The organism is Corynebacterium glaucum (assembly GCF_030408855.1).
In the GTDB taxonomy this organism is placed as follows: Bacteria; Actinomycetota; Actinomycetes; order Mycobacteriales; family Mycobacteriaceae; genus Corynebacterium; species Corynebacterium glaucum.
The window spans coordinates 2,026,891-2,050,704 of sequence record NZ_CP047358.1; the positions used below are offsets into that span (position 1 = coordinate 2,026,891).

A 23,814-nucleotide genomic window follows, 5' to 3' on the forward strand; every position below is an offset into this window, starting at 1 on the left:
AACACTCTACGGTGCGCCGCGTCCGACCGCATGCACGCGCGGGCCCAGAATGCGCTCGGCTAAGCGGTCGAACTGCTCCGGATCGCCGGTGGACTCGAACACGCGCTGCGGCGTGGTGTCCGGCGCGGCGAGCAGGTCACGCTCGGTGAGGATTCGCAGCACATCCTTCGATGTCTCCTCTGCGGAGGACACCAGCGTGACGTGATCCCCCATCGCCAGCTGAATCACGCCTGAGAGCAGCGGGTAGTGGGTGCACCCGAGCACCAGCGTGTCCACGCCGGCGGCCTGCAGCGGCTCAAGGTAGCCCTGCGTCACGCCCAGAATCTGCCGGCCGGAGGTGATGCCGCGCTCCACGAATTCCACAAACGCGGGGCACGCCGCCGCAGTCACCTCCACCGAGGGGTTGAGTGCGAACAGGTCCTGGTACGCCCCAGACGTAATCGTTCCGGTTGTGCCGATGACGCCGATCTTGCCGTTGCGGGTGGTGGCCATCGCGCGACGCACCGCCGGCTGAATTACCTCAACGACGGGGATGTCGTAGCGCTCGCGCGCATCGTGCAAGAACGCCGAGGTGGCGGTGTTGCAGGCGATCACTAGCATTTTGCATCCGCGCTCGACCAGTTCGTCGCTGATCCGCTGCGCATGCGCGCGCACGTCCGCAATCGGCTGCGGGCCGTAAGGCGCATTCGCCGTGTCGCCGATGTAGATCAGCGACTCCCCCGGCAGCTGATCCATCACCGCGCGAGCCACGGTCAGCCCGCCCACACCAGAGTCGAACAGGCCGATCGGCGCGTTGTTGTACTGCTTCACGAGCTCAAACTGCTCCAACTGCGCGCTCACCTGCCCATCTGTTGCCGCAACTGCTTTTCCTGGCGCTTCGCCACCAGCTCCGGCGGGTCGTCCGAGGTAATGATCGTGGCCGCAACGACACCGCCGATTGCGCCGAACAAGTGCGCCTGCCAACTAATCCCGGGGGTGCCGGGCAGCAGGCCCCACACCAGACCGGAGTAGAAGAACCCGAGAATCAAGCCAAGAATAATCTGCGCACCGGAGCGGTTGAAAAACCCGCGCACAAGAAGGTATGCCAGCCAGCCGTACACCAGCCCGGAGGCGCCAATGTGGTTCGTGCCCACGCCACCGAAAACCCACGTGCCCAGCCCGCCGATGATCACTACAAACGCAGTGACCTCCCAGAACACGCGCTTGCCCGAATACCCCACTAGGAAGGCGAACAGCGCGCCTGCGAACGAGTTGGAAATGATGTGATCCCACCCGCCGTGCAACAGCGGCGAGGTGAAGATGAACGGCAAAGACACCACCTCAAGCGGGTGGATACCAAACACAACCAGGTAGCCGTTGAAGAAAAGGACGTTGATCAGCTGTACCGCCCAGATCGCCACCAGGTAGCCCACGGCAAAGCGGAGGCCGGTGCCGCGCTGCTGCTTGCGCTTGGACACCGGCTTCGCGCTCGGCTGCGGCTGCAGCGGCTGTTGCACAGGCGGCAAGCCAGCCGACCCCACCGGGAAGGCAGGCTGCTGGGTCTCCGGGTGCGAGAACGGGCGCTGGAACGGCTTGCCATAACCGGGTTGGCCGGTGTCGCCGTAACCCCAACCGGGAGGAGTCTGGTGCTGGTGGTACGGATTGTGAGTCATCGAGGCATTAGCTTAGCGGGCAATCTCACGCCATGCCCGCACACCGTAGGCAGGCTCAGCGCTCACCACAGCATCCACAATCGCGGCTTGCACACAGTCCGCTGCAGCAGCAGAAAGAGCACCAAGCTTATCGACGCTTACGTTATCCACCGCATCCCGCACCGACACAGCGAACAGCGTGTCCCCGTCCAACGGCGAATGCGCGGGGCGCACCGCGCGGGCGATTCCATCATGGCCAGCCATGGCAAGACGCTTGAGCTGCGCTGGGCGAAGCGGCGCGTCGGTGGCGATCACCCCGATGGTGGTGTTCAGCTTCGATTGCGCCCGCCTGGGCATCGGGCGCTGGCATTCCGAAAACGCGTCGAGATCCACCGCCGGTTTCGTCGGGTCACCGTAAAGCAGCCCGGTTGCCGGGTCGATAACGGATCCAACCGGGTTGGCTACAACGTAGGCGGCCACGGTGTATTCCCCGATACGTATTTGTGCCTGGCCGAACCCGCCTTTGAACACCCCGGCGGTGGCACCGCACCCCGCGCCGACGTTGCCTGATTTTGCGGGTTCGCCCCGGTACGCTTGCGCAACCGCAGCGGCCCCGTCAGCCTGATCCGGCCAATGCTCTGAGTCGCCGACGGCGAGGTCGAAGATCACCGCTGCCGGTACGATCGGCACCCGCGGGCCGCCCGGCACCGCGCCACCGAACACGTCGAAGCCCCGGCCGCGCTGGGCGATGGCGCGCATCGCACCGTCCGCGGCTGCGAGACCGAACGCACTGCCTCCGCTGAGCACGACCGCGTGCACCTTCTCCACCGTGTTATGCGGCTCGAGCAGGTCCGTTTCACGAGTGCCGGGACCACCACCGCGCACGTCGACGGCGCAGGTCATGCCCTCACTGTCTGCTGCGCACACCACCGTGACACCTGTATCCCCCAGAGATGCGTGGCCGATGAGGACGCCAGAGCCGTCGTCTAGCAAAAAGCTCTCCTATTCCATCATTGCTTCAAGCAGGGAGTCCTGGCAGTAAGCGAGCCAGTCCATGAGCACCGCGCGGTCCTGGGCCTCAGCCTCGCCGCCGCGGTCATCCTCGGAGACGTAGAGACGCATGTCGTTGAGCGCGGCAATGAAGCGCGGCGCGTCGGCCTCCTCGATGGTCACTTCCACCCCGCCGGTGGGGCCGAGGACCTCGTTGACCACCTGCAGGTTGATCAATTTGGCTTTGATGATGTCGTTTTCGTGGAGGCTGCGCAGCAGACCGTTATCGCCGTCGAACTCCTCGTCGCCCTCGCGCTCGAAGTCGGGCAGCAGGCGCGCGAGCTTCGGATCCTCCGGGGCCTCGGTGTGGCCCGCGGACATGCCGATCATCTCCGCGAACTCGTCCTTCGGGGCGGACTGCGCGCGCCCGATGAGCGCTTCAGAGACGGTCGCGGTGAGGTCTCCGATCACCTCGCGCTCCATCGGCTCGAAGCGGGTGGTGAATTTTACGGAAGAGCGCATGAGGCCCTTCTTCCTGCGCCACGGTTGCATGTGCCCTATCCCGCCTGCTGCATTGTGGCCCACAGGCCTGCCGTGTGCAGCTTCTTCACGTCGCCTTCGACCTTGTCTTTCTCGCCCGAGGAGACAACGGCCTTGCCCTCGGTGTGGACCTGCATCATCAGCTCGTTAGCGCGCTTGCGGTCATAACCCAGCACGGTCTGGAAGACGTAGGCCACATAGCTCATCAGATTGACCGGGTCATCCCACACGATGCACATCCAGGGCAGGTTCTCGCTGGTGGTGACCTCGACCTCGATCGCCTCGTCCAGTTCAGGCGAGGCGATCGGCGAGCTCATCCGCACACCTGCGGCGGACGCTTCCGAAGCGTTCATGCAAGCCTTCATGCGCCCCAGCTTACCTTGACCTGGGTCGCCCCTGAATGGAGTAGCCTTGTACAGCATGACTGACTCTTCAGCGTCATCTTCAGCGTCATCTTCGGCGACACCCACCCGCGTCAGCGACGCCCGCACCGGCGCCTGTCACGAGTCCACCGCGTTCCTGACGGACATGTACGAGCTGACCATGCTCGACGCCGCGCTACAGGACGGCACCGCCCACCGCAAGTGCGTGTTCGAGGTGTTCACCCGTCGCATGCCCAACGAACGCCGCTACGGCGTGGTCGCCGGCACCGCGCGCGTGATCGACGCGATCGCCAGCTTCCGCTTCACCGAAGAGCAGATTGAGCTCGCGGACTTCCTCTCCAACGAGGCGAAGCAGTTCCTGCGCGATTACAAGTTCACCGGCGACGTTGACGGTTACCGCGAAGGCGACCTCTACTTCCCCTACTCGCCGATCCTCACTGTGCGCGGCACGTTCGCCGAGTGCGTGATTCTGGAGACGGTGATCCTCTCCATCTTGAACTACGACTCCGCAGTCGCATCTGCTGCCTCGCGCATGGTCTCAGCCGCAGACGGTAAGCCGATCATTGAGATGGGTTCACGCCGCACCCACGAGCAATCCGCCGTTACCGCAGCGCGCGCAACCTACATCGCAGGCTTCGACGCCACCTCCAACATGGAGGCGTCGCTGCGCTACGGCATCCCGGCCTCCGGCACCGCAGCGCACTCCTGGACGCTGCTGCACGTGGACGATAGTGGCAAGCCGGACGAGCGCGCCGCCTTCCGCGCCCAGATCGCGGCCACCGGCGTGGACACGACGCTGCTGGTGGACACCTTCGACATAACCAAGGGCGTTGAGAACGCCCTCGAGGTCGCCGGCACCGAGATCGGCGCGGTGCGCATCGACTCCGGCGATCTCGGCATCATGTCGCGCCGCGTACGCGCCCAGCTCGACGAGGCTGGGGCGTTCAACACCCGCATCATCGTCTCGAGCGACCTGGACGAGTTCGCTATCGCGGGCCTGCGCTCCGACCCGGTCGACGGATTCGGTGTGGGCACCTCGGTGGTCACGGGCTCGGGTGCTCCTACCGCGGGCTTGGTGTACAAACTCGTGGAGGTCGACGGGCACTCGGTGGCCAAGCGCTCCTCTGGCAAGGCGACCTACGGCGGCGCGAAAAGCGCGCTGCGCGCCTACCGCGCTTCGGGCGTCGCGGTTGCAGAAGTCGTCTACCCGCAGGGCGCTGAAATCACCCGCAAGCAAAACCTAGCCTACCGCGAGCTCGCGGTCCCGATGATCAGGGGCGGAGAACTTGTCGATGCCGCGTCTGACCCGTTCAACCTCGAAGCCGCCCGCACCACTCACCGGGACGCACTGCAGACGCTGCCTTGGGAGGGCCTGGCACTCTCGCGCGGCGAAGTCGCCATCCCGACGCACTTCGTCGGCTTCCCCGAGCCCGCCGAATAAGCTCGACGGTTGTGAGCCAGCCCCTGTCGCAAACTACCGAAGACCTCCTCTCGGCCGCCGTCGACGCCATCGGCGGCACCCCGCGCCCCGGTCAGCTCGCGATGGCCCAGGCCGTCACCCGCGCCTTCGACTCTGAGCGCCACCTCGCAGTGCAGGCCGGCACCGGCACCGGCAAATCGCTCGCGTACCTCGTCCCTTCGATCCTGCATGCCCAGCGCACCAACTCCACCGTGGTGGTTTCCACCGCCACGATCGCGCTGCAGCGCCAGCTCGTGGAGCGCGACCTTCCGCGGCTTGCCGACGCCCTCGAGCCACTCATGGAGCGCCGGCCGACTTTCGCCATCTTGAAAGGCCGGAACAACTACCTCTGCCTCCATAAGCTTTCGCTTGACGACGACACGCCCGACGCGCTCATCGAGGAAGACAACCTGAGCAGAATCGGACGCGAAGTGAAGCGAGTTGCCGAGTGGGCCGAGGAGACCGAGACCGGCGACCGCGACGACCTCGCCCCAGGTGTGTCAGACCTGGTGTGGCGCCAAGTATCGGTGACCTCGTCGGAGTGCCTCGGCGCCGCGCGCTGCCCGCACGGTGAGGAATGCTTCGCCCAGCTCGCCCGCGAAGCTGCCGGCGAAGTCGACGTTGTGGTGACCAACCACGCCATGCTTGCCATCGACGCACTCAGTGACGTGCAGATTCTGCCCGAGCACTCCGCGGTGGTGATCGACGAGGCCCACGAACTCGACGACCGCATCACCGCCGTGGCCACCAACATCATCTCGGACCGCGCGCTCACGCTCGCCGCCCGCCGCGCCGGCAAACTCGGCGCAGATACAGCGGTACTCAAGGACGTCGTCGATGATTTCAACGCTGCGATCGGCATCGAGGAACCGGGCCGCTGGGAGACTATCTCCGAGCCGGCCCGCGCCGCTTTTGCCGCCCTCTCCTCCGCGCTGGGCAAGACCTACACCGCAATCGCGGACGCACCACCCGGCGAATCGGAGAATAACCCCGAGACCTTCGCTGAACGCGGCAATTTGAAGAACCACCTCTCCGACCTCCAAAGCGCCGTCGACCGCATCCTGAGCGTCTTCGACGAAGAGGACGTGACTAAACACCGCGACGTCGTCTGGCTGAGCCGCCGCGAGCGCGGCGACGACGCCGTCTCGGTCGCCCCGCTCTCCGTCGCCACGCTCTTGCGCTCCCAGCTTTTCGCTGACACCACCGTGGTGCTCGCCTCAGCGACGCTCAACGTCGGCGGCAACTTCAACGCCATGGCCGCAGCCTGGGGCCTGCCCGACGGCAAATGGGACTCCCTCGACGCGGGCACGCCGTTCAACCCGTCAAAGGCCGGCATTCTCTACACCGCGCGCCACCTGCCCCCGCCCGGCCGCGACGGCCTCACCGACCAAACTCTCGACGAGATCGCCGAGCTGATCACCGCCGCCGGCGGGCGCACCCTTGGCCTGTTCTCTTCCCGCCGCGCAGCCGAGCAGGCCGCCGAAGCAATGCGCTCTCGCCTCCCCTTTGACATCTACCTCCAGGGCGAGGACTCCACCGGCGCGCTCGTAGACAAGTTCGCCAAAGCCGAGAACTCCTGCCTCTTCGGCACTCTCTCCCTGTGGCAAGGCGTGGACGTCCCGGGTAGCGCTTTATCGCTCGTGATCATCGACCGCATCCCCTTCCCCCGCCCCGACGATCCCCTGCTCCAAGCACGCTCCAACGCCGCCGATGCCGCAGGACGCTCCGGCTTCATGGAGGTCTCCGCCACGCACGCCGCACTCCTCCTCGCCCAAGGTACGGGCAGGTTGTTGCGCTCAGTAGACGATCGCGGGGTCATCGCGGTCTTGGACAGTCGCTTATCGACGAAGCGTTACGGCGCTTTCCTGCGATCCTCACTCCTCCCGTTCTGGCAGACCACCGACCCGGAAGTCGCCCGCGGAGCCCTGCGCCGCCTCGTCGCCAGCTCTTAGCCCCGCCCCGCCTCCACCGGCTCCCTTGAGGTCTACATTCGTACCCCCGACTTGTAGACGTCAGCCGAATCCGCGCCCCACCTGTCACACGCGAACTGCACGTTTGTCCCGGCACCCCGCTTGACGTCTACACCCAGGAGCCGCAAATGTAGACCTCAGCTGATGGGGGCGGTGCCGGACGGGAGTGCCACGACGGTCACCGATCCAGGTGCGACCTCCGTGTAACCAGCGTCTCGGACAACCACAGCATTCGGGTGGCCCGAGCACTTCGCGAAAGCCTCCGGGTCCACCTCGCGCACGGAGAGCACGAAGCCGGTTTTTGCCCAGGCGCGGGCTTTTTCCAACGGCAGCGCCGCGGCATAGAGCATCGAAGCGTGGCCGACCTGAGCGGCTGCTTTGCCTAATGACATGGTCAAGGAGGCGTCGATAAGCAAAAGTGGCCCCTCGGTGACGATCGGGGTGGTAGTGCTGTCCTCGAGCTCGGTGCCTTTGATCTGCAGTTTTGCGATAGCGGGCGGGACTTCGTTGGTGGCAGACGGGACGAACGCTCGGGCAGTGCCGACGGTGACACCGGGCAGAACTTGCACGTTGTCCCACGCCTTGTTTCGCGCGCGGCGGGCGACTTTTCGAATGCGGTGCGAGTACCACGCGGCGAGGTGTTCGCGCCAGAATCCCTCGGAGCCCGCGCGCTCGTCGAGGCATACGGCGACGACGGCGCGGGCGGCATCTGTGAGCACCTGGTTACGTGCGGGCGGATCTTGCTTGGGCAAGTTGAGCGCGAGCTGCATCGCCTGGACCGTGGACGGATCGTCCCGGTCCTCGGTTCGGTTCCGGTAATCCCCTTCGATCAACTCCGCGAGCAGGGCATGAGCCGCGGCGAAGGAGTCTGCCTGTTGCTCGGTCACGAAAGCGGGACTCGGCCGTCGATACCCGCGGTGGTGTTCGCGTGGTCGATCTCTTCGCGGGGGATGCCGAGGATGTAGAGGACCTCATCCAGGAACGGGTGGTTCACGCTGGCGTCCGCGACTTCTTTGAGAGCGGGCTTCGCGTTGAAGGCGATGCCGAGGCCGGCGCGAGAGAGCATGTCGATGTCATTCGCACCGTCGCCGACTGCCACCGTCTGGTTCATGGTGAGCCCGGAGTCAGCGGCGAATTCCTCGAGAAAGTCGGCCTTCGCGGTGCGGTCGACGACCTTGCCGGTGACGCGGCCGGTGAGCTTGCCGTCCACGATCTCAAGAGTGTTGGCGCGCACGTAGTCCAACTCCAAGTCCTCGGCGAGACCCTCAAGCACCTGGATGAAGCCACCGGACACCACTGCGGTGCGGTAGCCCATGGAGTTCAGCGTCCGGATTGTCGTGCGCGCGCCCGGAGTGAGCTCAATCTGGGCGGCGACCTCGTCGATGACCGAGGCGTCGAGGCCTGCAAGGGCTTTCACTCGTTCACGCAAGGACTCCTCGAAGTCGAGCTCGCCACGCATCGCGCGATCCGTGACTTCGGCGACTTCAGCCTCCTTGCCTGCGTGGGCGGCGAGCATCTCGATGACCTCGCCGGTGATCAAGGTGGAGTCGCAGTCGAAGCACACCAGGCGCTTCGCGCGGCGATGCAGGCCCGCGTGCTCCATCGCGATATCGATGCCCAACTCGGCGGAAAGTTCGGCGAGCTGCCTACGTATTTCCTTGCCGTCGCCCGGGGTGTAGTCCGGAATAGTGATGCGGAATTCAAGTCCAGTCACCGGGTACTGGGCGATGCCGCGAATCACGTTGATGTTCGCGCCGAAACTTGCGAGTACTTCGCCGAGGCGAGATACCGCTGCGGCGGTGACCGGGTTGCCCAGTGCGACCACGACGTGAGTGGAGCTTGCTCTTGAAACCTGGGCAGTATCTGCCCCGGTTTCGATAGTCACCCGCTGTCCAAACTCCCATAGTTCGGCACGGAGGTCGCGCTCAAGGTCCGTCAGTGCCTGCGGGTTCATGCCGACGAGTGCCGCCAGCATGAGACGCCCGCGGAAGTTGGTCTGCTCAACGTCGATCAACTGCACCTCATGCCGAGCGAGCGCGGTGAAAAACGCGGCTGACACGCCCGGGCGGTCCGGGCCGGAGGTAGTGATGATCGCAGGCTTTAAACCTTCCTGCAGTTCGACCTCGAGTGCGGGCATGGTCGGCTCACTTTCGTGTCTGTGGGGGGCACGGGGCTATTCCCCGCGTCCCCGCGCAGGTTAGCACGGCAAAGCCCCTCATCTATCGATGAGGGGCTACTGCGTTCAGGAGGATCTGACCGCGCTGAAGTTACGCGCTCGGGGAGGTCTTCGAGCCTGGGCCGTCGACGTGATCGAACTCGTGGCTCGCACCCTTCCACGTTGCCGGGGTGTCCTCAGAGTGGCCGGTGTGAGCTTCACGGCGCAGGGTCTCAACCATGTGCGGGTAGTGCAGCTCGAATGCCGGGCGCTCGGAACGGATGCGCGGCAGGGAGGTGAAGTTGTGGCGCGGCGGCGGGCAGGAAGTTGCCCACTCGAGGGAGTTGCCGTAGCCCCACGGATCGTCCACGGTGACGATCTCGCCGTAGCGCCAAGACTTGAACACGTTCCAGATGAACGGGATCATGCCAAGACCCAGGATCAGTGCGCCCACGGTGGAAACCTGATTTAGGAGCGTGAAGCCGTCGGTGTCCAGGTAGTCGGCGTAACGGCGCGGCATACCCATGTTGCCCAGCCAGTGCTGCACCAGGAAGGTCATGTTGAAGCCGATGAACACCAGCCAGAAGGAAAGCTTCGCCAGCTTCTCGTCCAGCATGCGACCCGTCATCTTCGGGAACCAGAAGTGGACACCTGCGATCGCGGAGAACACCACGGTACCGAAGAGGGTGTAGTGGAAGTGAGCAACCACGAAGTAGGAATCGTGCAGGTGGAAGTCCAGCGGCGGAGAAGCGAGCATGATGCCGGTCAGACCACCGAAGAGGAAGGTGAACAGGAAGCCCATGACCCACATCATCGGGGAATTGAAGGTGATGCGACCGTTCCACATCGTGCCCACCCAGTTGAAGAACTTCACACCGGTCGGAACGGCGATCAGGAAGGTCATGAAGGAGAAGAACGGCAGAAGTACTGCGCCGGTGGCGAACATGTGGTGCGCCCACACTGCCATCGACAGGCCTGCAATCGCCAGGGTTGCGAAGACCAGGCCGATGTAGCCAAAGATCGGCTTGCGACTGAAGACCGGGATGATCTCGGAGATGATGCCGAAGAACGGCAGTGCGAGAACGTAGACCTCCGGGTGGCCGAAGAACCAGAAGAGGTGCTGCCACAGGATGGCACCGCCGTTAGCGGTGTCGTAGATGTGGCCGCCAAGCAAGCGGTCGAAGAGAACGCCCATTGCAGCTGCGGTCAGCAGCGGGAAGATCATCAGTGCAATGATCGAGGTCACAAAGATGGTCCAGGTGAATACCGGCAGGCGGAACATGGTCATACCCGGCGCGCGCATGGTTAGCACGGTGGTGAGCATGTTGACCGCCGAAGCAATGGTGCCGACACCGGTCGCACCGACACCCACGACCCAAAGGTTCGCGGACACGGACGGGGTGTGCGTTGCATCAGCCAGCGGCATGTACATGGTCCAGCCGAAGTCGGCCGCACCGCCCGGGGTGAGGAAGCCCGCAAGCATTGCGAAGACACCGACAGTGGTGACCCAGAAACCAAACGCGTTCAGACGCGGGAACGCCACGTCCGGCGCGCCGATCTGCAGCGGCAGCACGTAGTTGGCGAAGCCCCACACGATCGGGGTGCCGAATGCCAGAAGCATCACGGTGCCGTGCATGGTGAAGAGCTGGTTGAACTGCTCGTTCGACAGGAGCTGAAGCCCCGGGCTGAACAGCTCGGCGCGGATGAGCAAGGCCATCAGGCCGCCCACGAAGAACCAGACGAACGACATGATGATGTACATCACGCCCAGTTCCTTGTGGTCGGTCGTGGTCAGCTGCTTATACATCTGGGAACCCCGGCGTGCGTTGCCAGTCGGTTCCGGACGAGTCGGCGGGACGTAATTGTCCAGCCTTGGCGCCACAGCGGTCATACGATCCTCCTGAATACGGCCTCAGGACTCCCCCCGCAATTACGCAGGTGAAGCACGAAAAGCCAAATTTGATACCGGATAATAATAACTATCGGTTCATGAAATTGCCAGCCTCCACAGGCGGGCTACGGCCCTGAGTCTATCCTTCCGGCCTCGGTGTTTGGGATTATGGCTAGTCAACTGTCTATTAACGCAGTTCAGGACCGAAACAAAAGCCGCGCCAGCCACCGTGGGTTAACCCAAACGGGGGCGCGCGGCGTGTGAGCCGGACGGCCAACAGTATGACTTAGAAGTCCCAGTCGTCGTCCTGGGTGTCCTCCGCCTTACCGATCACGTAGGAGGAGCCGGAACCCGAGAAGAAGTCGTGGTTTTCGTCGGCGTTCGGTGCAAGCGAAGCCAAGATCGCCGGCGATACCCGGGTTTCATCGGCCGGGAACAGCCCCTCGTACCCAAGGTTGTTCAGCGCCTTGTTCGCGTTGTAGCGCAGGAAGCGCTTGACATCCTCGGTCCAACCCAGCGGGTCGTAGAGATCCTCGGTGTACTGGATCTCATTGTCGTAGAGGTCGTAGAGCAGATCGAAGGCGTGCTCCTTGAGTTCATCGCGACGCGCTTCAGACTCATCGCGCAGTGCCACCTGATACTTGTAGCCGATGTAGTAGCCGTGCACCGCCTCGTCGCGAATGATCAGACGGATAATGTCGGCGGTGTTCGTCAGCTTGGAGTGCACAGACCAGTTCAGCGGCAGGTAGAAGCCCGAGTAGAAAAGGAAGGACTCCAGCATCACTGACGCGATTTTCTTCTTCAGCGGGTCATCGCCCACGTAGAAGCTTTCGACAATTTTGGCCTTGCGCTGAACCTCTTCGTTTTCCTCGGTCCAACGGAATGCGTCGTTAATCTCTGGAGTGCTCGCGAGCGTCATGTAGATGTTGGAGTAGCTCTTTGCGTGCACCGACTCCATGAACGCGATGTTGGTCAGCACCGCTTCCTCATGAAGGGTGCGCGCGTCCGGAATCAGCGATACCGCGCCGACAGTGCCTTGCAGCGTGTCCAGCAGGGTGAGGTTCGCAAACACGCGCATGGTCGACAGCTTCTCGTCGGCGTTAAGCGTGTTCCAGCTCGGGATATCGTTGGACACGGGGATTTTTTCCGGCAGCCAGAAGTTTCCGGTCAACCGGTCCCACACCTCTTGATCTTTGTCGTCCGGAATCTCGTTCCAGTTAATCGCCTTCAACGGCTTGGGGTGGGCATCGACGTAGTCCTCGTAGTCCTGGTAGTCCTGCCCGCCCTGGTAATCCTCGTGGCTCATGCTGCCAATAGTAGCCCGACGGCAGCTCTCCGAGCTGTGACCCCTGCCATTTCACAACACCTATATATTTCTTATGCGAGTTCTATAGCTGAACCTGCTCACACCACACCGGGAGAGCTTGATTAAACTATTAATCGTTTCGAGGCACGCAACCAGGACGAAGGAGAACTATGCCGGCCCCCCGAGAGTCCGCAGCCGAGCCGCTGTTGGCGTCAGTCCTCGCCACACTGGGCAAGGAAATCGTCTCCGGGGCAATGCCCGCCGGTCACACCTTCACCCTGCAAGACCTCTCAACCCGGTTTGAAATTTCGCGCACCGTCGCCCGAGAGGCCATGCGCGCGCTGGAGCAGCTCGGCTTGGTCACCTCGTCCCGCCGCGTCGGCATTCGTGTGCTTCCCCAGAGCGAGTGGGCAGTTTTCGACCGCTCAGTCATTGCTTGGCGCTTGGCCTGCGAGTCCCAGCGGCCTGACCAAATCCGCTCGCTGGATTCGCTGCGCACCGCCGTCGAGCCGATCGCCGCAGCTCTCGCTGCCATCAACGCGAACGAGGAGCAAGTCGCACGGCTGAAAGAGCTCGCGCAGCATCTCTCAGAGCTCACGGAAGCCGGGGCGGGTAACACTGAGGAGTTCCTGGAATCAGACAAGGAGTTCCACACCCTCCTCCTCATTGCATCGGGCAACGAAATGTTCGCCGCTCTCGCCGAGCCCATCATGAACGTGCTCGAAGGCCGCACCCGGTACGGCATCATGCCGGATGAGCCGGAGATCGCCACCATGCGCCTCCATTCCGACCTCGCCGAAGCCATTGAGCGCGGCGATGTCCAGGCCTCCGAGCGCACCTCCCGCAGCCTCCTGCACGGCATCAGCCAGTTCATGGAAATCTAGAAGCTTTTCGCTTATCGACGGCCTGCCGGACGCGACTCCCACTCCCCCATGCGTTTGCCATTGCCGGGCAAACTTCGCGGTCCTAAACTTCCCCGCATGACTATTTCAACGTCTGCGTACATGTCGTTCCCGGGAATTGCCGCCGAGGCTTTCAAGTTCTACCACTCAGTATTCGGCGGTGATCTGCATGTGATTACTTACGGTGAGCAGATCGACGCCGGCGTCGAATTCCCCTTTGACGCCCCACGCGAGGCGGTCGCCAACGGGTTCCTATCGGGTCCGTTCTCGCTCACCGGTGGCGACGACCTTCAGCGCTCCGCCGAGAAGTTGAGCCCCGGCGACATCAACTTCACCGCCGAGGTGTCTAGCCACGAAGAAGGCGAGCAGCTCATTGAGAAGCTGACCGCCGACGGTGGCCTAGTGCACATGCCGTTCGCGGTGGCACCGTGGGGCGATCGCTTCGGTGTCGTCGAAGACCGTTTTGGCGTGCGCTGGAATGTCACCACCTCCAGCGACGGCGGTCAAAACTAACTACGCAAGATCGGCCCGCCTAGAGCATGCAGGAAACGCAGCCCTCGACCTCGGTGCCTTCCAGCGCCATTTGACGCAGGCGGATGTAGTACAAGGTCTTGATGCCCTTGCGCCATGCGTAAATCTGCGCGCGGTTGATGTCTCGGGTGGTCACGGTGTCCTTAAAGAACAGCGTCAATGACAGGCCCTGGTCAACGTACTTCGTGGCCTCAGCGTACGTGTCGATGATTTTTTCGTACCCGATCTCGTACGCGTCCTTGAAGTATTCCGCGTTCTCGTTATCCATGTGGGGTGCCGGGTAGTACACGCGGCCGATCTTGCCTTCCTTGCGAATCTCGATCTTGGAGGCGATCGGGTGGATCGACGACGTGGAGTTGTTGATGTAGGAGATCGAGCCGGTCGGCGGCACCGCCTGCAGGTAGCGGTTGTAAATACCGTCGCGGGCGACTGCCTGCTTCAGCTCCTCCCATTCCTCGGTGGTTGGGACTGCGATGTCGCTGGCGTCAAAAAGTGCCTTAACCCTCTCTGTCTTCGGCTGGAAGTCGGCGGGATCGTAGCGGTCGAAGAACGCGCCCGAGGCGTACTCGGAGTGCTCGAAGTCGGCAAACGCTTCACCTTTTTCAACGGCAATCTTGTGGGAGGCCTTCACACACTCGTACATCACGGCGGCGAAGTATGCGTTGGTGAAGTCCAGGCCTTCCTCAGAGCCGTACTCGATGTGCTCGCGACCGAGGTAGCCGTGCAGGTTCATCTGGCCCAGGCCAATCGCGTGGGAGGCATCGTTGCCTTCGCGCACAGACGGTACCGAGTGGATGGAGGTGGAATCAGCCACCGCGGTCAAACCGCGGATCGCGGTCTCAACAGTGCGGGAGAAGTTGTCTGAATCCATCGTCATCGCGATGTTCAGGGAACCGAGGTTGCACGAGATGTCGTGGCCGATCGTTTCGTACGTGAGATCGTCGTTGAGCTCGGAAGCCGAGTTCACCTGCAGGATCTCAGAGCACAAGTTAGACATGTTGATGCGGCCGGTCTTGACCGGGTTGGCCTTGTTCGCAGTGTCCTCAAACAGGATGTACGGGTAGCCGGACTCGAACTGGATCTCTGCGATGGTCTGGAAGAACTGGCGCGCCTTGATTTTGGTCTTACGGATGCGCGGATCCTCCACCATTTCCGCGTACTTCTCGGTGATTGAGATGTCCGCGAACGGCTTACCGTAAACGCGCTCGACATCATACGGGGAGAACAGGTACATATCGTCGTTACGCTTCGCCAGCTCGAACGTGATGTCCGGGATGACCACGCCAAGGGAGAGCGTCTTAATGCGGATCTTCTCATCCGCGTTCTCGCGCTTGGTGTCTAAGAAGCGCATGATGTCCGGGTGGTGCGCGTGGAGGTATACCGCGCCGGCGCCTTGGCGTGCCCCGAGCTGGTTGGCGTAGGAGAAGGAGTCTTCCAGAAGCTTCATCACGGGGATGACACCGGAGGACTGGTTCTCAATGTGCTTGATCGGGGCACCGGACTCGCGAATGTTCGACAGCAGCAGCGCGACACCGCCGCCGCGCTTCGAAAGCTGCAGCGAAGAGTTGATCGCACGACCGATGGACTCCATATTGTCCTCGATGCGCAAAAGGAAGCATGAGACGAGCTCGCCGCGCTGTGCCTTGCCCGCGTTCAGGAACGTCGGCGTGGCCGGCTGGAAGCGGCCGGTCATGATTTCGCCGACAAGCGCGGTGGCCAAATCCTCGTCGCCGTTTGCGAGGAAGAGGGCGGTCATGGAGACGCGGTCTTCGAAGCGCTCGAGGTAGCGCGAGCCGTCAAACGTCTTCAGCGTGTACGAGGTGTAGTACTTGTACGCGCCCAGGAACGTCTTGAAGCGGAACTTGTAGGAGTACGCGCGCTTAAAAGTGGACTTCACAAAGTCCCAGTCATACTTCTCGATCGTCTCCGGCTCGTAGTATTTGTTCTCCACCAGGTAATCCATCTTTTCTTCCAGGTCGTGGAAGTAGACGGTGTTCTGGTTGACGTGCTGGAGGAAGAACTGGTTGGCCGCCTCGCGATCCTTATCAAACTGGATCTGGCCGTTCTCGTCGTACAGGTTCAGCAGCGCGTTCAGCGCGTGGAAATCCAGCTGGTCTGCCTTGGTCGCAGGCTCTGGAACGTTCTTACCAAGGATCTCGGGCGCAGTGGTGGTCACGGTTAGGCCTTTCGGGCTTATGAAGCAGGGCGGAGGATAAGTAAGGTGAAGCTGATTTAAACGGCGGCGTGTTTCTTTGCGTACTTCGCGCGGTACCGCGCCAAGCGCTCTGCGTTTTCATCGCGTACAGGGGCCTGTTCGACGTACGCCACGTCGTCCGCGTTGAGCGGGGCGAGCCCCAGACGTTCCGCGTGCTCAAGCAACTGGGAACGAACACGGGCGGCGTCGTCGCTCACCCCCATCAACTCGAAGCGGTAGAGGTACGGCACACCGCACTTCGCAGAGATCACTTCGCCTGCACGGCAAAAGTCCGCGCCGAAGTTTGAGTTTCCAGCGGCGATCACGCCACGAATGAGACTGCGGTTGTGCTCGTTGTTCAGGAAGCGAATGACCTGCGGCGGCACGGGGCGAGAATTCTCATGTGTGAGCGATACCCCTCCCCCATAGGTCGGGCAGATCAGCACATAGGGTTCGTCGACAATCAGCTCCTCGCTGGTGCGATGGAGGGGGATGCGACGAGAGGGCAAGCCCACCTTTTCTACGAATCGTTTCGTGTTCTCGGTGGCGGAGGAAAAGTACACGACTAACATTGCCGCTCCCTTTTTCTAGCCCTTCTTCTAGTGCTGAGTTGTGTTGTGTTGTTTTTGCTGTGCTGTTTGTGGCAGATCTTGGAACTGCAGGCCGTTAGGCGGCAGCGAGACCGCGGATGCGGTCGGGGCGGAAGCCGGACCAGTGCTCACCATCGACCTCAACGACCGGTGCCTGCAGGTGCCCCAGAGCCATCACGTAATCGCGAGCAGAGTCGTCGAGCGAGATGTCAACGAGGTTGTAGTTAAGCCCGGCCTTGTCGAGCGCGCGGGTAGTTGCACGGCACTGCTGGCAAGCCGGCTTGGTGTAAACGGTGATAGACATCCTCGTGCCTCTTTCTGCGCGGTGATCCCGCACGATTCGTTCCCAAACAATTATTGCGCCGAATCCCCTCGGCGGCACACCAGAGACACTATACCTTGGGTGAAACTACAGCAACTAACACTACATATAGTAGTTACATAGGTGGTATTCGCAGGATGGGGCAATTGAATTACCCATATGTAGTCTCTGTTTCACAGGTTTTCCGGAAAACTGCTTACATCCGTGCAATTAATTTTTGCTTAGAGTTTCGTGCCAGCTCAAAGGCATGTCTTAAAAATGCCGAAATCCCGCCGTTTCCGGAGCAATATCCGAAAGCGACGGGATCTTAAGAGGGTCGAGCGACTAGCCCTGGCGAGCCTTGAAGCGCGGATCCTTCTTGTTAATCACGTAGACCTTGCCGTGGCGGCGTACAACCTGAGCGCCCGGCTTGTTCTTCAGCGACCGAAGCGACTTGCGGACCTTCATCGGGCGCTCCTTTCTTTAGCAGGTTTCTCAATCACAGCGACGTCCGGCGTTTCCACCGCGTCGCAACACGTCAGTACACACTACACGCCGCGCGCGTGGGAACCAAACCTTCGACCAAGACGCCTCGCGTGCTACCTCGCATACCGACGTTCCATTTCGCCAGCCACATCTTCCAAGCTCCGGCGCATCGTCTCGGGCACGTGGCGGGTGACAAAGATCGCGGCCGCGATGCCGAAGATAGCGAATACCGCGAAAATTGCGGTGGCGGAGAAAGCGTCGACAAGCGGGAGGAAGAATTGTGCGACCACCCAGTTCATGCTCCACAACGCAAGCCCGGCAAGTCCCATCCCCAAACCGCGGATCTGCGGCGGCACCAGCTCGGATATAAGCAGCCACGTCGTGGGCGAGACTGCCGCTTGTTGCGATGCGATGAAGCCCGCCATGCACGCAAGTGCGACCCAAGCCAACGAGGCATTCTGCTCGGCTGCCCGGTACATCAGGGCGAGGGCCGCGAGGAACACTACGTTGCCGGTGAGCCCGATCAGCAGCAGCTTGCGCCGACCGATCTTGTCGATGACTTGGAGACCAATCCAGCACGCCACCACCGAAACTACTCCGATCACGATAGACGTGTACACGGCATTCTCAGTGGACAATCCGACCTTATTCATCATCGTCGGAGCGAAGTAGACGATCGCGTTCACGCCCGTGATCTGCTGCGTGATGCCCAGCAGGGCGGCGATGAGCACTGTTACGCGAAGCCAGCGGTGGCGGGTGAACTCCGCCCATTCATTGCTGTCCTGAGCCCGGCGCGCGACATCCTCCTTGTGCGCGATGTCGAGTTCGTCGTAAGTAATGCCCACCCTCGTAGCGACTGTGGTGGCCTCTTCCAACCGGCCGCGGCGCGCGAGCCACAGCGGGGTCTCGGGCAGCATGAGCATGCCGACGGCCAGCATGAGGCCGGGGACAGCCGCCGCTCCGAGCATCAGATGCCAATTTCCGGTCGGTGCGAGCAGCGAGTTGACCAGATATGCCAACAGCTGCCCCACGACGATGAGGAGCGTGTTCAGCGAAACGAGCCGTCCGCGCACCGCCGCGGGCACGACCTCCGCGATGTACATCGGAGTGACAATAGAAACTGCACCCACCGCAAAACCCAGAAGCGTGCGCGCGGCGGCGAGGGAGCCAACTCCCCCGGCAAGCGCGCACCACCCGGAACCGACGACGAAGATCACGCCGGAAAGAATGAGCGTGCGGCGCCTTCCCAACGCATCCGCCACCGCTCCGCCGGTCAGCGCACCGATTGCGGCGCCAACTAGCAGCATCGAGGTGACAAATCCCTCTTGTGACGGTGTCATGCCGAACTCTGGGGTGATGAACAGCAATGCGCCGCTCATGACACCGGTGTCGTACCCGAACAGCAATCCCCCGAGTGCCGCAGTTGCGGCCACGGTGCGAACATATCGGGTAGCTGCTGGAGTTACCCCCTGCACAGGCTGTGCGTTTGATCCCATGCAACTTAATATGCACACGGTATAGCATGTCTGTCATGTCCGGAACATCCGAAAAGTTGCAGGCTGACATCATAAAGGCCCTGGGAGTCAAGCCCTTAATCGATCCAGTCGAAGAACTGCGCACCCGAGTCGACTTCCTAGTGAAGTACCTCGAGAAGACGCACGCATCCGGTTTTGTGCTTGGCATTTCCGGCGGACAAGACTCGACGCTCGCCGGTCGTCTCGCCCAGCTTGCGGTCCACAAAGCTCGGGCTCAGGGCGCGAGGACGCGCTTCATTGCGGTGCGGTTGCCGCACGGTGAGCAAGCCGATGAGGACGACGCGCAGCTCGCGCTCCAGTTCATCCGCCCCGATGAAACGGTGACGGTGAACATCAAGGAACCCACCAACGCGCTCAGCGCCGAGGTCGCCGGCGAGCTGGGCGATGCCAAACTCACCGACTTCAACAAGGGCAACGTCAAAGCGCGCATGCGCATGGTGGCGCAGTACGCCATCGCGGGTGAGCGCGGAATGCTGGTGATCGGCACCGACCACGCCGCGGAGAACCTCACCGGGTTCTTCACCAAGTTCGGCGACGGTGCCGCCGACCTCATGCCGCTCGCCGGCCTGAATAAGCGACAGGGCGCCCAGATTCTCGAGCGGATGGGCGCGGACCGCCGCCTCTGGGAGAAAGTCCCCACCGCGGACCTCGAGGATGACCGCCCAGCGCTTCCGGACGAGGAAGCACTCGGTGTCACCTACGCCGAAATCGACGATTACCTCGAAGGCAAGCAAGTTTCGGACGAGGCTCGCACCCGCCTCGAGCGCCTCTGGCGAAACGGCCAGCACAAGCGCCACCTCCCGCCGGGCCCCAACGACACGTGGTGGCGCTAGCGTCCAGCGCTACCCCACCACGTCAAGCGTCGCTTCAGCCGCCCGCACCAAGGCGGAGCCGTAGCTCGGCCCGTGGGTGTAAGCATGGACCGCGAGCGGGTGCATCTGGTGCGCGGGAATTCGAGCACGCCAATCGTCGTTAAGCAAGCCCTGCTCGAGGTAACCCTCCACGAATGCCTCCCAGTGGGGTGCCCCGAAAAGCTCGAGCATCGCAATGTCCGTGAGTGGGTGCCCGCCGTGCGCCGCAGGGTCAATGAACCGCGCGCGGTCCGTGCCAAAGAGCAGATTGCCGCTCCACAGATCACCATGGATGCGGGCCAGCGGTGCGTCCTCATCCTCAGCCAGGAGCGCTTCGCACGCTTGCTTAACGACGTCTAACCCACGCTCATCCAAGTTCCCCGCCGCAACGGCTTTGTCCGCGAAGGACAGGACTCGTTGGTGCACGTAGAAGTCAGCCCACCGCTGCGTGGGAATGCAGTCCTGCTGCGCGCGGCCGATATAGTTCGGGCCGTCCCAACCGTCGGCCGGGGCACCGAACGCCGCCGCGCCCATCGCGTGAATCGCCGCGAGCTCGCGGCCGCCTTGACGGGCAGCCTCCGCCGTTGGGCGGGTGCTGGCGACGCGCTCAATGGTCAGCGTATTCGCTGCGTCATCCACCTCGAACACCTCCACCACCGCGTCCGAACCTTCACGTAGCCAGCGCAGGTACGCCGCCTCCGCCGCGGCCGAGTGCGGGCCCGACCCGTGCTTGGTAAACCGTTCAGTCATTGCGTGCATCCACCTCTCGCTCGAGATCCAACAGGAATCGTTTCATCTCAACACCCCCGGCGTAGTTGCCCATCGCCCCGTCCGCACGCACCACCCGGTGGCACGGCACCACGATCGGCAGCGGATTCTTCGCACACGCCGTGCCCGCCACTCGCGCAGCCCCCGGGATGCCCGCAGACTCGGCCAATTCGGCGTAGCTCACGGTTTGCGCGTAAGGGATCCGTCGTAAAGCAACCTGCGCCTTCTGGTAGGTGCCGGATGAGAACCGCCAATCCAGCGGGAGGTCAAACTCTTTCAGCTCGCCGGCAAAGTATTGGGCAATTTGCTTATCGACGCCCCCTTGCACGCCCTCCCGAGCTTCCAACTCGCCCACAAGCGCCTCGAACTTTGCTAGGTCGAGCTCGATTTTCACCAAGCCGGTGTCGCTGCTGACGCTGAGCAACTCGCCCACCGGGGTGGTGTGGGTGCGGAAATGAAAAACGTCCATCGGTGCACAAGCGTACGCCGACGGACTGTAGGTGGAGGTAGCGCGACAGTGCTCTAACCTTGCCCCGGCTCTACAGTTGGTGGTCTCGTCGCATCGGGCGATCCGGCGTCGCCGTAGGTCGGCAGGGCCGGGCCCGGCTTCCTCGCGGCCGTTGCCGCGACCAGTTCCGCGGTTGACGGCGGCGATGCTGGACGAGGCGGAACGCCGCTACAAGGACGGCGAGATCCTGCGGGCGATCGCGGGTGATCTGGGCGTGAGCCGGCAGCGTCTCGCTGACCGGTTGCGGGAGCGAGGTGTGCGGTTGCGCGGTGAAAAGCCGTCATCTGAGCAGGTGCGCGAGATGTGCCTGCGCTACGAGCAGGGCGAGTCGTTGGCCAGGGTCGGCGAGCGGATGGGTTTCAACGCCAGCACCGTTCGCGTGCAGTTGCTCCGTGCGGGTGTCGCGCTTCGTGATCCGCACGGGCGGGAGCGGTAGACGTTCAGCCGAAGAAACCGCTCGAGATCGGTAAGTCGAAGGGCCATTCGCCCGCTGTCTTCTGGAGTCACTGCCCTCGACCGCAGCGTCGCGTGCACGGTGAACGCTCGGTTAGCTCCGCACACGCTCCCGGGCGCGTTCACGCGCCTGCTGGCGGAGTCTCGCTCGAACCTCGTCGTGAATGGTAGTCGAGACTTCCTCAGCCGTTTCGACAGAAACGACAAGGGCGTAGCGGACGCTCTTCTTCTTGGGAAGGTGTTGGGCGTCGTCCATGCACTCGACGTGTATTGGAAACGCATCGCCATCCGCGAAGGTCATCGCCCGTGAACCTTGGACGAGTTCGTGTTGGAGGCTTCCACGCCTAACAGTGAAGTGCTCTCCCTCTATCCGGTCCCCTGCCGCGAGCTTCGTATCCGGGGTATCGAAGTAGACCTTGGCCCCTCGATAACGCGCGAGCTGTCCCACCGTAGGTACCGCGTACGCAAGCGTGATGGTGAAGCGGTGCCACGCCGCTCGCGACCTCAGCGATGGCGGAAGCGGCAGTTCGTACGTGTGTCGCTGGTCTCCACCGATGCGGCCGCCCGCGACCAACACGGCACGATTGGTGGCGGCTACTCCGAGACGGGAGGTATCGAGCTTGCCGTATCCGAGCAGCGCCGAGAGCTTGCGGCGAGCATCTTGCCCGGGGATACCGAGATCACTGCGAAGTTGAGCTTCCCATTCACCCCAGCTGCTCGCGTGCGCGAGGAGAGCTCGTACCAGAAGCGGATGATATTCCCTGTTTCTCGTCCAGGCCCGAAGCGGTGAGCAGTCGTGCCCAGCGGTCGTGCTGGCCGGCTTGGGCAATGGTCTCGTACTCCGCGGCCAACTGGGCGATGGACCCCCAGCGTTCGTGTTCGATGGTGATGGTCTCGTGCGCGGAAAGTTCGGCGCCGACGTGTTGGAGCACCCCGTACAGCACGCTTCGGGCGGTGGCGTCTGGGTTGTCGGAGGGGTGCGGTGCGACATGGGCGTCGTCGGTGGTGTCGGTGGCGACGTAGGCGTAGTTCCCGTGCCGGCCGCGGGTCATCGCGACGTAGAAATTCTCCCGCGTCGTCGTCGCCGTCACCACCGTATGCGTGCTGCTGAGCGCCGCGCACCTGACCCTGCTGCTGTCGTTCGTCGCGATGTACACCGGTCTCGGCCCCCACCTGGACGCGCTGGGCCTGGACGCCTCGCAGGTGATCTGGTTGCGCCTGGTCGGACTGCCGGGGATGTTCGCCTCCCTCTTCGCCGGAGTGCTCGCGCGGCGGCTCGGCGGCGCAGGAGTCGCCAGGGCCGGGTTCGCCCTCGCCGGGTCGTTGATCGGCACCGCCGCGGCGAGCCTCGTGTTCGTGACCGGTGTCGCGCTCGCGGTGCCGTCGATGATCTCGCTGTTCGGGGAGACCGCCGCCCCGAACCGTGCCGGCGGCATGGCGCTCAACGGCTTCGTGCTCTTCCTCGGCGCCAGCGTCGGCCCGCTCACCGCACGGCTGCGCCTGGACTTCCCGATTCTCCTGGTCGCCCTCGCCGCCCTCATGGGGGTCGCGGTCGCCTCCTTGACCGGGTTCGCCCGACTCACCCGCGCGAACACACCGGAGGTACCCGCATGACCCGCATCCTGATCCTCGGCGCGACCGGCCGCACCGGAGCCGCAATCCTCCAGGCCCTCCCCGCCGACGCGGAAGTGACCGCCGCGCTGCGCGACCGAGCAGACACCGGCCGTCTCGCCAAGACCGCGGCGTCACTCGATACCGCCGTGGTCGGCCTCACCAGCACCACCAGTCTCCGGCAGGCGATGGACGGCGTCGCGGTCGTCGTGAACGCGATCCGGCTCCGCGAGGACATCGCCCCGACCGAGCTCATCGACCTGCACGAGCGACTGCTCGCCGCCGTGGAGACGCGGGGCAGGGCGTGCCGGATTGTGACCGTCGGCGGAGCAGGCGCACTCCGGCTGCCAGGAGGTGAGCGCTTCTGGCAGAGCCCGGCGTTCCCACGGGCCACGCTCCCGCGCGGACATGCGCACGCCGCGCTGCGTGACCACCTCGAAGCGGGGAACGCCGGAGATACGTGGGCGTACCTGATCCCACCGCCGGCATACGTTCCTGACGGCCCGGCGACGGGGCGGCGGGAGATCGTCCCGCCTGCCTTGGATGAGACTGCTTTCACTGACCGGGCGATCAGCTACGCCGATTTCGGAGCCGCCGTCGTCGAGGCCGTTGTGAACGCAGGTAGGGGTACGCAATTGATCGCCTGGCAACACTACATCGAGCAGTGACGGCAGGGAGTGACTGTGAAGAGCTCACCGATCCAGACACCGAACTACTTTACGGACGTATGGCGTGCCGATCTCGGTCTACCGAGGGGCT

The 23,814-nt window shown here is 63.2% G+C and carries 25 protein-coding genes and 1 pseudogene; 8 read left to right on the forward strand and 18 right to left on the reverse strand.

What is annotated here, in order from left to right:
• Window positions 1–6: 6 nt before the first annotated feature.
• From murI to clpS, 5 genes are read right to left on the reverse strand one after another with little or no spacing between them, the layout of a single operon-like run.
• Window positions 7–840 (reverse strand): glutamate racemase, encoded by an 834-nt coding sequence (gene murI, locus CGLAUT_RS09865; RefSeq protein ID WP_290184934.1) that lies wholly within the window; start codon window positions 838–840, stop codon window positions 7–9.
• Window positions 837–1,652, reverse strand: a complete 816-nt coding sequence (locus CGLAUT_RS09870; RefSeq protein ID WP_425551698.1) for a rhomboid family intramembrane serine protease — start codon at window positions 1,650–1,652, stop codon at window positions 837–839. Before CGLAUT_RS09870 ends, murI begins: the two co-directional genes overlap by 4 nt.
• A 12-nt stretch (window positions 1,653–1,664) precedes the next feature.
• Window positions 1,665–2,624, reverse strand: a complete 960-nt coding sequence (locus tag CGLAUT_RS09875; RefSeq protein WP_290184936.1) for a P1 family peptidase — start codon at window positions 2,622–2,624, stop codon at window positions 1,665–1,667.
• A 9-nt stretch (window positions 2,625–2,633) separates the two neighbouring features.
• Entirely contained in the window at window positions 2,634–3,173 is a 540-nt protein-coding gene (locus CGLAUT_RS09880) for a DUF2017 domain-containing protein (protein ID WP_095660591.1), read from the reverse strand.
• Between the two features lie 5 nt (window positions 3,174–3,178).
• Entirely contained in the window at window positions 3,179–3,514 is a 336-nt protein-coding gene (gene clpS / locus CGLAUT_RS09885; RefSeq protein WP_290184937.1) for an ATP-dependent Clp protease adapter ClpS, read from the reverse strand.
• Window positions 3,515–3,689: 175 nt separating this feature from the next.
• Between clpS and CGLAUT_RS09890 the strand changes: the two genes are divergently transcribed.
• Together CGLAUT_RS09890 and CGLAUT_RS09895 are read left to right on the forward strand one after the other, a co-directional pair.
• Window positions 3,690–4,985, forward strand: coding sequence for a nicotinate phosphoribosyltransferase (locus tag CGLAUT_RS09890; protein ID WP_290187125.1), 1,296 nt, complete (start codon window positions 3,690–3,692; stop codon window positions 4,983–4,985).
• Window positions 4,986–4,996: 11 nt separating this feature from the next.
• Window positions 4,997–6,955, forward strand: coding sequence for an ATP-dependent DNA helicase (locus CGLAUT_RS09895; RefSeq protein ID WP_290184939.1), 1,959 nt, complete (start codon window positions 4,997–4,999; stop codon window positions 6,953–6,955).
• 155 nt (window positions 6,956–7,110) lie between these two features.
• On the opposite strand, the gene CGLAUT_RS09900 is transcribed toward CGLAUT_RS09895, so the two are convergent.
• From CGLAUT_RS09900 to nrdF, 4 genes are all read right to left on the reverse strand, one after another.
• Entirely contained in the window at window positions 7,111–7,860 is a 750-nt protein-coding gene (locus CGLAUT_RS09900) for an aminoacyl-tRNA hydrolase (RefSeq protein WP_425551697.1), read from the reverse strand.
• A complete protein-coding gene (serB, locus tag CGLAUT_RS09905; protein WP_290184941.1) occupies window positions 7,857–9,110 on the reverse strand; it encodes a phosphoserine phosphatase SerB in 1,254 nt (417 codons plus the stop codon). The genes CGLAUT_RS09900 and serB overlap by 4 nt, the downstream gene beginning before the upstream one ends.
• Window positions 9,111–9,240: 130 nt before the next feature.
• On the reverse strand, window positions 9,241–11,019 hold the full coding sequence (gene ctaD / locus CGLAUT_RS09910; protein WP_290184943.1) for an aa3-type cytochrome oxidase subunit I: 1,779 nt from the start codon (window positions 11,017–11,019) through the stop codon (window positions 9,241–9,243).
• Between the two features lie 286 nt (window positions 11,020–11,305).
• Complete coding sequence (gene nrdF / locus CGLAUT_RS09915) at window positions 11,306–12,325, reverse strand: class 1b ribonucleoside-diphosphate reductase subunit beta (RefSeq protein WP_290184944.1); 1,020 nt, start codon at window positions 12,323–12,325, stop codon at window positions 11,306–11,308.
• A 170-nt stretch (window positions 12,326–12,495) separates the two neighbouring features.
• Between nrdF and CGLAUT_RS09920 the strand changes: the two genes are divergently transcribed.
• Together CGLAUT_RS09920 and CGLAUT_RS09925 are read left to right on the forward strand one after the other, a co-directional pair.
• Entirely contained in the window at window positions 12,496–13,209 is a 714-nt protein-coding gene (locus CGLAUT_RS09920; protein ID WP_095660596.1) for a FadR/GntR family transcriptional regulator, read from the forward strand.
• Between the two features lie 96 nt (window positions 13,210–13,305).
• A complete protein-coding gene (locus tag CGLAUT_RS09925) occupies window positions 13,306–13,740 on the forward strand; it encodes a VOC family protein (protein ID WP_290184946.1) in 435 nt (144 codons plus the stop codon).
• Window positions 13,741–13,759: 19 nt separating this feature from the next.
• Here CGLAUT_RS09925 and nrdE read toward each other — a convergent pair whose 3' ends face one another.
• The 5 genes and pseudogenes from nrdE to CGLAUT_RS09950 form a co-directional block, all read right to left on the reverse strand.
• A complete protein-coding gene (gene nrdE / locus CGLAUT_RS09930; protein ID WP_290187128.1) occupies window positions 13,760–15,913 on the reverse strand; it encodes a class 1b ribonucleoside-diphosphate reductase subunit alpha in 2,154 nt (717 codons plus the stop codon).
• Between the two features lie 188 nt (window positions 15,914–16,101).
• A pseudogene (nrdI, locus tag CGLAUT_RS09935) lies at window positions 16,102–16,524 on the reverse strand (class Ib ribonucleoside-diphosphate reductase assembly flavoprotein NrdI); the annotation flags it as partial.
• 94 nt (window positions 16,525–16,618) lie between these two features.
• Entirely contained in the window at window positions 16,619–16,846 is a 228-nt protein-coding gene (gene nrdH, locus CGLAUT_RS09940; RefSeq protein ID WP_095660599.1) for a glutaredoxin-like protein NrdH, read from the reverse strand.
• A 342-nt stretch (window positions 16,847–17,188) separates the two neighbouring features.
• A complete protein-coding gene (ykgO, locus tag CGLAUT_RS09945) occupies window positions 17,189–17,311 on the reverse strand; it encodes a type B 50S ribosomal protein L36 (RefSeq protein ID WP_005288826.1) in 123 nt (40 codons plus the stop codon).
• Window positions 17,312–17,442: 131 nt separating this feature from the next.
• Window positions 17,443–18,825 carry a sugar porter family MFS transporter gene (locus CGLAUT_RS09950; protein ID WP_290184950.1) on the reverse strand — a complete coding sequence of 461 codons (1,383 nt, stop codon included), beginning with the start codon at window positions 18,823–18,825 and terminating at the stop codon, window positions 17,443–17,445.
• A 26-nt stretch (window positions 18,826–18,851) separates the two neighbouring features.
• Here CGLAUT_RS09950 and nadE point away from each other — a divergent pair, with 26 nt between their 5' ends.
• Window positions 18,852–19,697, forward strand: coding sequence for an NAD(+) synthase (nadE, locus tag CGLAUT_RS09955; protein ID WP_095660601.1), 846 nt, complete (start codon window positions 18,852–18,854; stop codon window positions 19,695–19,697).
• 9 nt (window positions 19,698–19,706) lie between these two features.
• Here nadE and CGLAUT_RS09960 read toward each other — a convergent pair whose 3' ends face one another.
• Together CGLAUT_RS09960 and CGLAUT_RS09965 are read right to left on the reverse strand one after the other, a co-directional pair.
• Window positions 19,707–20,465, reverse strand: a complete 759-nt coding sequence (locus CGLAUT_RS09960) for a fructosamine kinase family protein (protein WP_290184953.1) — start codon at window positions 20,463–20,465, stop codon at window positions 19,707–19,709.
• Window positions 20,458–20,952, reverse strand: coding sequence for a methylated-DNA--[protein]-cysteine S-methyltransferase (locus tag CGLAUT_RS09965; protein ID WP_290184955.1), 495 nt, complete (start codon window positions 20,950–20,952; stop codon window positions 20,458–20,460). The genes CGLAUT_RS09960 and CGLAUT_RS09965 overlap by 8 nt, the downstream gene beginning before the upstream one ends.
• Before the next feature lie 151 nt (window positions 20,953–21,103).
• Between CGLAUT_RS09965 and CGLAUT_RS09970 the strand changes: the two genes are divergently transcribed.
• Entirely contained in the window at window positions 21,104–21,427 is a 324-nt protein-coding gene (locus tag CGLAUT_RS09970) for a hypothetical protein (RefSeq protein WP_290184956.1), read from the forward strand.
• Between the two features lie 111 nt (window positions 21,428–21,538).
• Here CGLAUT_RS09970 and CGLAUT_RS09975 read toward each other — a convergent pair whose 3' ends face one another.
• Together CGLAUT_RS09975 and CGLAUT_RS09980 are read right to left on the reverse strand one after the other, a co-directional pair.
• Window positions 21,539–21,892, reverse strand: a complete 354-nt coding sequence (locus tag CGLAUT_RS09975; protein WP_290184958.1) for a hypothetical protein — start codon at window positions 21,890–21,892, stop codon at window positions 21,539–21,541.
• A 256-nt stretch (window positions 21,893–22,148) separates the two neighbouring features.
• Window positions 22,149–22,535, reverse strand: a complete 387-nt coding sequence (locus tag CGLAUT_RS09980; protein ID WP_290184960.1) for a hypothetical protein — start codon at window positions 22,533–22,535, stop codon at window positions 22,149–22,151.
• 10 nt (window positions 22,536–22,545) lie between these two features.
• Between CGLAUT_RS09980 and CGLAUT_RS09985 the strand changes: the two genes are divergently transcribed.
• Together CGLAUT_RS09985 and CGLAUT_RS09990 are read left to right on the forward strand one after the other, a co-directional pair.
• Complete coding sequence (locus tag CGLAUT_RS09985; protein WP_290184962.1) at window positions 22,546–23,058, forward strand: MFS transporter; 513 nt, start codon at window positions 22,546–22,548, stop codon at window positions 23,056–23,058.
• The gene (locus CGLAUT_RS09990; RefSeq protein ID WP_290184964.1) at window positions 23,055–23,723 is read left to right on the forward strand and encodes an NAD(P)-dependent oxidoreductase; all 669 of its coding nucleotides are present in this window, start codon (window positions 23,055–23,057) and stop codon (window positions 23,721–23,723) included. The genes CGLAUT_RS09985 and CGLAUT_RS09990 overlap by 4 nt, the downstream gene beginning before the upstream one ends.
• Window positions 23,724–23,814 lie beyond the last annotated feature (91 nt).

What these genes read in the sequence shown, in the direction of transcription:
- clpS (WP_290184937.1), bottom strand. Translation starts at nt 3,514, where the DNA reads ATGAACGCTTCGGAAGCGTCCGCCGCAGGTGTGCGGATGAGCTCGCCG.
- nrdF (WP_290184944.1), bottom strand. Translation starts at nt 12,325, where the DNA reads ATGAGCCACGAGGATTACCAGGGCGGGCAGGACTACCAGGACTACGAG.
- nadE (WP_095660601.1), top strand. Translation starts at nt 18,852, where the DNA reads ATGTCTGTCATGTCCGGAACATCCGAAAAGTTGCAGGCTGACATCATA.
- serB (WP_290184941.1), bottom strand. Translation starts at nt 9,110, where the DNA reads ATGCCCGCACTCGAGGTCGAACTGCAGGAAGGTTTAAAGCCTGCGATC.
- CGLAUT_RS09880 (WP_095660591.1), bottom strand. Translation starts at nt 3,173, where the DNA reads ATGCAACCGTGGCGCAGGAAGAAGGGCCTCATGCGCTCTTCCGTAAAA.
- CGLAUT_RS09990 (WP_290184964.1), top strand. Translation starts at nt 23,055, where the DNA reads ATGACCCGCATCCTGATCCTCGGCGCGACCGGCCGCACCGGAGCCGCA.
- ctaD (WP_290184943.1), bottom strand. Translation starts at nt 11,019, where the DNA reads ATGACCGCTGTGGCGCCAAGGCTGGACAATTACGTCCCGCCGACTCGT.
- CGLAUT_RS09960 (WP_290184953.1), bottom strand. Translation starts at nt 20,465, where the DNA reads ATGACTGAACGGTTTACCAAGCACGGGTCGGGCCCGCACTCGGCCGCG.
- CGLAUT_RS09920 (WP_095660596.1), top strand. Translation starts at nt 12,496, where the DNA reads ATGCCGGCCCCCCGAGAGTCCGCAGCCGAGCCGCTGTTGGCGTCAGTC.
- CGLAUT_RS09870 (WP_425551698.1), bottom strand. Translation starts at nt 1,652, where the DNA reads ATGACTCACAATCCGTACCACCAGCACCAGACTCCTCCCGGTTGGGGT.
- CGLAUT_RS09965 (WP_290184955.1), bottom strand. Translation starts at nt 20,952, where the DNA reads ATGGACGTTTTTCATTTCCGCACCCACACCACCCCGGTGGGCGAGTTG.
- nrdH (WP_095660599.1), bottom strand. Translation starts at nt 16,846, where the DNA reads ATGTCTATCACCGTTTACACCAAGCCGGCTTGCCAGCAGTGCCGTGCA.
- CGLAUT_RS09890 (WP_290187125.1), top strand. Translation starts at nt 3,690, where the DNA reads ATGTACGAGCTGACCATGCTCGACGCCGCGCTACAGGACGGCACCGCC.
- CGLAUT_RS09925 (WP_290184946.1), top strand. Translation starts at nt 13,306, where the DNA reads ATGACTATTTCAACGTCTGCGTACATGTCGTTCCCGGGAATTGCCGCC.
- ykgO (WP_005288826.1), bottom strand. Translation starts at nt 17,311, where the DNA reads ATGAAGGTCCGCAAGTCGCTTCGGTCGCTGAAGAACAAGCCGGGCGCT.
- CGLAUT_RS09950 (WP_290184950.1), bottom strand. Translation starts at nt 18,825, where the DNA reads ATGGGATCAAACGCACAGCCTGTGCAGGGGGTAACTCCAGCAGCTACC.